The following is an 8,730-nucleotide window of genomic DNA, read 5'->3' as shown; positions in this document are numbered from 1 at the left end:
CGTCCGGACTGCTCTGATCCGACGCGGCTGGCATCCAGTCCATCGGATGCAGCACGAAGCCGCGGCTGGCGACGAGCGTGACCACACGCGACTTGCTTCTTGTGTCGGCGGCATGCTTGAGCGCGGCTCGCAATAGCGGCCGCAGCCGTTCCGGCAGCATCGGCAAGGCGAGTTCGGGCAATTGCGGGCGGCGTTTCAGCATCTTTGGCGCGGCTGGCCGCAAGGCGGTGTCGAGAGCTTGTGCGGCGATCGCCAGCAGCCGGCGTTCGCGCTCGTCGGGGCTGGCACCGCCGGCGATCTCCTTCCACGCGCCCGGAGCCAGGTCGAAGGTGGTCCCGCCGGTGATCCAGCAGTCGCGCATGGCCGCCAGGCCGGTCTGCTCGATCTCGTTCACGACAGGTCAAGCCTCCCGAAACCGCTTTGCGCCGCCAGCAGGTCAAGCCGGCTGCCATTCCAAAGTGCTGCCGTTGCCATAAGGTCCAGCCCAAGCAGCGTTGGATTGACGGTGTCGGCAATCGGCAAGGCGATACCATGCGGATCGCCGGCGGCTTGCCACCAGGCAGCGCCCCGATCGTCCAGCAGGATCGCGCCGGGCGGCAGCATGACAGGACAATCGGTGAGCCAAGGGGCTGTGTTCTGGTGAGCAGCATGCGCCGCGAGCGGATCGGCTGTGTGAAAGCCGAAATCGGGCCACTCACCTGTCGGGACGTCGCCCTTGCGGTCCGCCACCAAGGCCCGCAGCGGCTGGCGTGCCGGGTAAAAGACCAGCCTGGCATCGAACCGGTCGCCCGGTGTGAAGGCGTTCGACCGGCGACCGGCCGAGGCCGGAAAATAGTCGAGCAAGAGAGCAAATTGCGGGCTCGCGCTCTTCAGGTTGAGCAGCCAGGTCGAATGGCTGACGAGACCGTCACGGCGCGACTCGATCTTCTCGCCAAGCACCTCCCAGACGCTTTCGACCTGTTTGGCATCGGGATTGGCCAGAACCTGCTCACGGCTTTCGGACGTCGATACGAGCCGCCTCAATTCGGCGTCGCCTGGCGTCGATCGCCAGGCCTTGGCCACCAGCACAAGCTTGCCTAGTTCGCGGATCGCCGCGTCCGGGCGCTCCTCGCTGCGCAGCCCCATCAGCCGTGACGGAATCTCGTCGATGCGGCCGGCAAGCGCTGTCGCCTTCATGTCGACCAGCCGTGCCGCAATCCGGCGGCAACGATCACTGCTGTTGTCGACAAAACCGGCCAGGCCAAGCCGCAACTGGTCAGCGATCCATTGATCCAGCTCATCCAACGCCGCCGACACCGCGGATTGCGTATCCAGCGTCCGCTTGCGCTGCGCTGCCTCGCGGCGCTCGACCGCAGCGGCGTCCTCGACATCAGCGCTTTCGTCGTCGCGCGAGGCCTCGCCAATGCTCTTGCCTCCCGCACCGGGCGCTGGCGCCGCCGGCTGCGGCGAGGCCTTCCTGCGGCGGCCGAGCCAATCATTCACCCATTCCGGGGCCGAGCCTGCGGCGGTAAAACTGGCCGGCGTGGTGGCTGCAATCCACATCAGCGCCAAAGTGTGCTTGCAGGGAAATTTCCGCGACGGACAGGTGCATTTGTAGCCATGGTCGCCGGTGTCGACGACCACACGATAGGGATTGGAGCCGGAACCCTGGCATTCCCCCCAGAGGAGCCCCAGTTGATCGCTCTTTTCGAGCCGTGGCCAGTTCGATTGCCTGGTCAACCTGGACGCTGCGCTCAACGACGCCTGATCGGGCGCAAGCGCTTCGATGGTTTTCAAGTCGAATTCCAAGCCGCGCCTCTCGTCGCTCGAACGATACGGGTAGCCAGTATAGATGGCCGTCTATGACGGATTCTTGTAGCAGCAGCGGTACCGAGATCGATACAGCTGAACACAATAGTTGCGCCAGTTGCTATCCGGCGATGTCTCCCTCGAGAAATTATCTCCTGGCGAGGATAAACGCGCGATATGACTTATTGAAGCGTCCGCGCCGGCTGACCGGCGTGGTCGCGCGCGATGCCGGCTTCGGCATCCTCCACACCAAACGCACGGTCGAGGCCCGTCGCCACCACCGAGACCCTGAAGCGGCCTTCCATGCCCTTGTCGAAGATGGCGCCAACGATGATGTCGGCATCCTCGTAGACCTCTTCGCGGATGCGGGTGGCGGCCTCGTCGACCTCGAACAGGGTCATGTCCCTGCCGCCCGATATCGAGACCAGCACGCCCTTGGCGCCTTTCATCGACACTTCGTCGAGCAGCGGGTTGGCGATCGCGGCTTCGGCCGCCTTCATCGCCCGGCCCTCACCGGAGGCCTCGCCGGTGCCCATCATGGCGCGGCCCATGTCGCGCATCACCGATTTGACATCGGCGAAGTCGAGATTGATCAGGCCTTCCTTGACGATGAGGTCGGTGATGCAGCTGACGCCGGCATAGAGCACCCGATCGGCAATGACGAACGCATCGGCGAAGGTGGTCTTGGCATCGGCGATCCGAAACAGGTTCTGGTTCGGGATGACGATCACCGTGTCGGCGCTCTCGCGCAGCCGCTCGATGCCCTCTTCAGCCATCTGCATACGGCGCCGGCCCTCGAAGGCGAACGGCTTGGTGACGACACCAACCGTCAGGATGCCGGCCTTGCGCGCCGCCTGGGCGATGATTGGAGCCGCACCGGTTCCCGTGCCGCCGCCCATTCCGGCGGTGACGAAACACATATGCGTGCCGGCCAGATGGTCCATGATCTCGTCGAGCGATTCCTCGGCCGCGGCGCGGCCGATCTCGGGAAGCGATCCGGCGCCCAGTCCTTCGGTGACGTGGGCGCCAAGCTGGATCAGCCGCGTCGCCTTCGACATGGTCAGCGCCTGGGCGTCGGTGTTGGCGGCGATGAATTCGGTGCCCTGAAGCTGCTCGGCGATCATGTTGTTGACGGCATTGCCGCCGCCGCCGCCGACGCCGATCACGGTGATCTTGGGTCTCATCTCGGAGATTTCGGGCTTCTTGAACTCGGCCATGCCTGTGTCTCCTTCGCCAATTGCGCGCGCTTCACGACCCACCCGCAGACTGCCTTGAAACCTTGCAATCGAGTGGCATGATGCGAATCACTCCGTTGCGATGGGTAGCCCAAAAAGCCAGACAGCGGCCAGAGGTGCAAGTGCATGCGAGGTCAAGATTTGTGATGACCGTTTTGCACAGCGTGGCTCGGGCGCTGCGCGCGCCAGATCTGACCGCAGCGAGCTCGCCTCTCCCGCCGATAGCGGCTGCGCGCTGGTTTACCGGCTCGTGCTTGGCTTTCCGCCCTCCAGCCTCTATGTTGCGACCGCAGATCGCGCAATTGGTTTTGAAATGCCTCCCGATATACCAGCTAGTGACTTGAAAAAATAAGGAAAAGCGCTTGGCGACAGCCAAGTCTGTTTTCCTAAAACTCACAAGCTATTTTTGTCAGGGACAGTGCAGCCGGTCAGGTTGCGGCACCTTCGAAAACCAGAGGTCATAAATTGAGCGATGCAATTGCGGACGTTTTGAACTGGCTTGACAGCAGGACCGACATCCAGAGCCTGAGAGCCGCGGTGTGCGACCTCAACGGCATCATGCGCGGCAAGCGCATTCCCGTCGAGCAGGCAAGAAAGGCGCTGGAAGGCAAGCTGCGCATGCCTTTTTCGCTGATCGGGCTCGACGTCTGGGGCGAGGACATCGAAGGCAACACACTGGTATTCTCGACCGGCGATGCCGACGGACTGTGCCAGTGGACGGGGCGCGGCATTCTGCCGGTGGCCTGGACGGCGCATCCGACAGCGCTTGTCCCGCTCTGGCTGGCCGACGAAAGCGGCGCGCCCTATCTCGGCGACCCGCGACGGGCGCTGGCCCGCATCCTCGATCGCTACAAGGCCTTGGGCCTGACCCCGGTCGCGGCAACGGAACTCGAATTCTACCTCGTCGATCCGCAGTCGCAGCGGCCGGTCGGACCGGTCTCGCCGGTGACCGGACGCCGTCTCGATTCCGACGCGGCGCTGTCGATCGACGAGATCGACGACTTCGAATCCTTCATCCATGACGTCTACGAGGCCTGCCGGACGCAAGGCATTCCCGTCGACACGGCCATCGCCGAAAACGGCGTCGGTCAGTTCGAAATCAATCTGAACCATGTCGCGGACGCCTTGCGGGCGGCTGACGATGCGGTGCTGTTCAAGCGCACGGTGAAGGGCATTGCCCGCAAGCACGGCTTTGCCGCCTGCTTCATGGCTAAGCCCTATGGCGACCGCGCAGGCAACGGCTTTCACGTTCATTTCAGCCTGATCGACGGCGAAGGGCGCAACGTCTTCGATGACGGCACCGACCAGGGTTCTGAGACCATGCGCCATGCGGTCGGCGGCCTGCTTGCGGCAATGGCCGAAAGCACGCTGGTGTTTGCGCCGCACTTCAACTCCTACCGCAGGCTGCGCCCGAGATCCTATGCGCCGACCGCAGTCGCCTGGGGTTATGAGAACCGTATGGTGGCGATCCGCATTCCCGGCGGGCCAACCGGTGCGCGCCGCATCGAGCATCGCGTTTCGGGAGCCGACGCCAATCCCTATCTGGTGCTAGCGGCCATATTGGGCGCCGCACTGACGGGCATTGAAAGACAAATATCGCCAGGGGATCCGATCGGCACCGACGGCCAGGGACTCCCGCCGGCAAAGCTGCCGCCGGACTGGGCATCCGCGATCGCCGCCTTCGAGAGCGGGACGCATGTGGCGGAGATTTTTCCAGCCATCCTGCGCGACTCCTTCGTTGCCTGCAAACGCCAGGAATTGAACACGTTCGCGCTCAATGTCAGCGATTTCGAAATCGAGACATACCTCGAAAGTGTTTGAGGCCTGACGGCCCCAGCGGTATTGGTTCCGGCCGATTTTCGAGCAGCCGCAAAGCACTTGCGGTGGGGTCGCTAACCGGGCATAAACATGATGGTTTTTATCATGTTATGGTTGGGATCACAGGACTTGACCTTCGTTGCGCGCATGGAAAGCCGGATTGAGGGCTTTTCAGTCATTGGCGATCTGAAATGGCATGTCTGGGACGGCGTGGTCGCCGACCTCTGGGATGTCTCATGCGGTGACAAGGCCGAAGGCTATTACGTCTCTCCCGACCCCCGGCTGTTCGTCGCGCTCGATGTGGATGGCGACGGCGCTTTCTTCGTCGAAGGCGCCAAGGGCGAATTGCGCCGCCACGACCAGGCTTTTTCCATGGCCTACATACCGGCCGGCGTGCCGATCCGCGGCCGGGTCGAGGGGCTACGGCGGATCCGGCATCTCGACCTGCATTTCGACGCCGCAGCGCTGACGCGCCGCTTCGGCCGCAGCCTTGACCACGAGGCCTTGCGGATGTCGCGCTTCCAGTTTCGCGACGACCGGATCGCCATGCTTGCCGGCATGATCGCCGCCGAATGCGGCAACGACCGGCCTCTGCATGATCTCTATGGCGAGGGCTTGCTCAATGCCTTGTTCGCAAGCCTGTTCCAGATAGACCAGCCTGATACCGCCAGGCGACGGTCGCCGCTCTCGCGCCGCAAGCTGCGCCTCGTCACCGACTACATCGACGCGCATTGCCTGGACAGGATCCGGCTTGCCGATCTCGCCGCGCTGACCGGCCTGTCCGAAACCGCGATGAGTCATGCCTTCAAGGCGGCGACGGGCGTGCCGCCGCATCGTTGGCAGATGCAAGCGCGGGTCGACAGGGCCAAGGCGATGATGGCGCGTGACGCCGCTTCACTTGGCGACATCGCCGAGGCAACGGGTTTTTTCGACCAGGCGCACCTGACGCGTGTGTTCAAGTCGATTGTCGGCGTGACACCCGGCGCCTGGATGAGGAGCACCAGTCGCCAGTGACATTTCCGCAACATCACACCGTGATGTCCCTCGTTTGGACAAGAATGGACAAACTGCCCAATTCCGTCCAATGACCTGCAGATAAGTTGAGATAAATCATCAAGTATCTCAATGTCGACAGGCGGGGACTTTCCTGATGAGCAGAACTTACCGGATGAAGGCGCTTCTGGCGGCCAGCGTCGCCGCAGCCGCGATGATCCCGCCAATGGCCGCGTTCGCGCAGTCGGTGCAAACCAGCACCCAGCTTGAACCGGTGGTGGTCGAGGGCGAGGCCGGCGACGGCGCGGCCGGACCGGTTAAAGGCGTCGTCGCCAAAAAAAGCAGGACCGGCTCCAAGACGGCGACCGACATCAAGGACATCCCGCAATCCGTGTCGGTGGTCGGCCGTCAAGAGATCGACGACCAGGGCGCACAGAAGGCCGACGAAGCCTTGCGCTACACGGCCGGCGTCTTCGCGCAGCCCTTCGGCCCCGACAGCGACACCAACTGGCTGTACATCCGTGGTTTCCAGGCGACGGCCACCGGCACCTACATGGATGGGCTGCAGCTGTTCAGCTACGGCTTCGGCGGCTTTTATGTCGACAGCTTCGGGTTGGAGCGCATCGAGGTGCTGAAGGGACCGGCCTCCGTACTCTACGGCGGCAGTAATCCCGGTGGCCTGGTCAACTATGTCAGCAAGCGGCCGGACTTCGAACGCACGCGCTATGTCGAGACCGGCGTCAACGACGCAGGCAATGTCTATCTCGGCTTCGACATTGGCGACGTGGCCAAGGATGGCGCGGTCAGCTACCGGATGACGGGCAAGGTCGCCGGCGGCGATACCTACAGCGACCTGCAAAATGGCTGGCGCGGCTTCATCTCGCCAAGTATTACGTGGAAGCCGGACGAAGCAACCACGCTGACCATCCTGGCCAATTACAGCCACATCGACGAAAACCACAATGGCGGCAGCTTCCTGCCCTATAGCGGGACGGTGACGGACCACATTGTGGACGGCGTGAATTATGGCCGCATCGACCCGGATGCGAATTTCACCGAGCCGAGCGTCGATCTCTACAAGCGGGAACAGGGCTCGATAGGCTACGAGTTCGAACACACATTCGACAATGACTGGACGGTGCGCTCTAACGCCCGCTTCACCGCCGCTGATATCAATGAAGTCAGCGTCTATCCGAATGGCTGGTCAACCATCGGAGGGCCTACCGATCTGGCCCGCATAAATTTCGACCATGACACCACGGCCAAGACCTTCCTGGTAGACAACCAGATCGAAGGCAAGGTGGTGACCGGTCCTGTCGAACATACGATCCTGGCCGGCATAGATTTCAAATATTACAACATCGACCAGGTCCAGTCGTCTGGCCTCTACGACGAAAACTATGACAACCCGATCGACGCCTTCCATCCAGTATACGGCTCGCCACTGACGCCACGTGTCAGCTACCTCAACCAGGACCTGACGCAGAAGCAGCTCGGCTTCTATGCCCAGGACCAGTTGCGCTTCGGCGATGGCTGGCTGGTGACGCTGAACGGCCGCTACGACCGTGGCTGGCTCGACGCCGACAATCGTCCGACCTACTACAGCAGCAGCTCCAGTTCACAGAGCCAGACTGTCGGAGATTTCTCCGGGCGAGCAGGACTAGCCTACGAATTCGACAACGGCGTTACCCCCTATGCCAGCGTCGCTACCTTCTTCAACCCGATCATCGGCACCGACGCGTTGGGTAATCTGTTCAAGCCGGAGGAAGGCACGCAATACGAAGTTGGCGTGAAATACGTACCGACCTTTGTCGATGGCCTGTTCACCCTGTCGCTGTTTGACCTGACGCGCCAGAACGTCCCTTCCAATGTCACTCTGTTCACGCAGATGCAGACCGGTGAAGTGCGCTCTCGCGGCGTTGAACTCGAAGGCAAGGTGAACGTGACCGACGATTTCCGGGTCACGGGTGCATTCACGGCCTACGACATCGACATCACCAAGGACGCCAACCCGGCGCTCATCGGCAAGACGCCCTTCATCGTGCCCGAAGTCATGGCTTCCGCCTCGGTCGACTATACGTTCCGCAGCGACTGGTATGACGGCATCTCGATCGGCGGCGGCCTGCGTTATGTTGGCTCTTCGTGGGCCGACAATGAGAACACGGCCAAAGTGCCGGCGGTCACGCTGGCCGATCTGAAACTCGGCTACGAGAAGGAGAATTGGGGGATCGATCTCAACATCACCAACCTCTTCGACAAAACCTATGTGTCGAGCTGCCAGACGACGCTGACCTGTTCCTATGGCGAAGGCCGCTCGTTCAAGCTGAAGGCGCATACGACTTGGTAGTCGACTTGGTTACAGCTTGCCAAACAAGCCAGTGATGATCCATCTGCCCAACAGACGGCAGGTGCTTGCGCTGGCGGCCGCGGCATTGCTGCCACCGGTCGCCGCCAGGGCCGCTACACCGCGCGTTGCAGCGATCGACTGGGGCATGCTGGAGACGTTGCTGGCGCTCGGCATCGAGCCGGTGGCGGCGACCGAACTGATCCAGTTTCGCAAGATCGCGGTCGAGCCGGCAGTGCCCCAATCGGTGACCGATCTCGGGCTGCGCGGCGCGCCCAATTACGAGCTGCTGCGCATCGTCGCGCCTGATGTCATCGTGATCTCCAATTTCTACGAATACCAGCGCCCGATGCTCGAACGCATCGCGCCGGTGTTTGCGCAAACGGTCTACGAGGCCGGCGTGCCGCCTTATGTGCTCGCCGAGGCAGCGACACTGGCCCTGGGCGAAAAGCTGGGACGGCAGGCCGAGGCGGAGCGCTATACCGATGAGACCGCTGATGAAATCGCGCGGCTGCGCGGCACCTTGCCGCGCGCTTCCGGGCGTCCGGTCTT

6 protein-coding genes and 1 pseudogene are annotated in these 8,730 nt (G+C 62.6%); 4 read left to right on the top strand and 3 right to left on the bottom strand.

Annotation, left to right across the window (positions count from 1 at the left end; translation table 11 throughout):
* The 3 genes and pseudogenes from EN984_RS13025 to ftsZ all read right to left on the bottom strand — a co-directional run.
* A pseudogene (locus EN984_RS13025) lies at positions 1-394 on the bottom strand (hypothetical protein); the annotation flags it as partial.
* Positions 391-1,776, bottom strand: coding sequence for an SWIM zinc finger family protein (locus tag EN984_RS13020; protein WP_236383125.1), 1,386 nt, complete (start codon positions 1,774-1,776; stop codon positions 391-393). The gene EN984_RS13020 and the pseudogene EN984_RS13025, both read right to left, overlap by 4 nt.
* Before the next feature lie 194 nt (positions 1,777-1,970).
* Positions 1,971-3,005 carry a cell division protein FtsZ gene (ftsZ, locus tag EN984_RS13015; protein WP_127270104.1) on the bottom strand — a complete coding sequence of 345 codons (1,035 nt, stop codon included), beginning with the start codon at positions 3,003-3,005 and terminating at the stop codon, positions 1,971-1,973.
* A 483-nt stretch (positions 3,006-3,488) separates the two neighbouring features.
* Here ftsZ and EN984_RS13010 point away from each other — a divergent pair, with 483 nt between their 5' ends.
* The 4 genes from EN984_RS13010 to EN984_RS12995 all read left to right on the top strand — a co-directional run.
* Positions 3,489-4,844: a glutamine synthetase family protein gene (locus EN984_RS13010; RefSeq protein WP_127268594.1), complete on the top strand. Its 1,356-nt coding sequence runs from the start codon at positions 3,489-3,491 to the stop codon at positions 4,842-4,844.
* A 126-nt stretch (positions 4,845-4,970) separates the two neighbouring features.
* On the top strand, positions 4,971-5,855 hold the full coding sequence (locus EN984_RS13005) for an AraC family transcriptional regulator (protein ID WP_164748641.1): 885 nt from the start codon (positions 4,971-4,973) through the stop codon (positions 5,853-5,855).
* A 136-nt stretch (positions 5,856-5,991) separates the two neighbouring features.
* The gene (locus EN984_RS13000) at positions 5,992-8,181 is read left to right on the top strand and encodes a TonB-dependent siderophore receptor (RefSeq protein WP_236383127.1); all 2,190 of its coding nucleotides are present in this window, start codon (positions 5,992-5,994) and stop codon (positions 8,179-8,181) included.
* Between the two features lie 16 nt (positions 8,182-8,197).
* Positions 8,198-8,730 (top strand): ABC transporter substrate-binding protein (locus tag EN984_RS12995; protein WP_348630225.1); only part of this gene is annotated, 533 nt, incomplete at its 3' end.

This window comes from Mesorhizobium sp. M7A.F.Ca.CA.004.12.1.1 (genome assembly GCF_003997835.1).
Taxonomy (GTDB): Bacteria; Pseudomonadota; Alphaproteobacteria; order Rhizobiales; family Rhizobiaceae; genus Mesorhizobium.
The sequence above is the reverse complement of the archived record's forward strand: the minus strand, read 5'-3'. Positions and strand labels throughout refer to the sequence as shown.

Excerpts from the sequence above, each read along its gene's own strand:
- ftsZ (WP_127270104.1), bottom strand. The coding sequence starts at position 3,005 with ATGGCCGAGTTCAAGAAGCCCGAAATCTCCGAGATGAGACCCAAGATC.
- EN984_RS13000 (WP_236383127.1), top strand. The coding sequence starts at position 5,992 with ATGAGCAGAACTTACCGGATGAAGGCGCTTCTGGCGGCCAGCGTCGCC.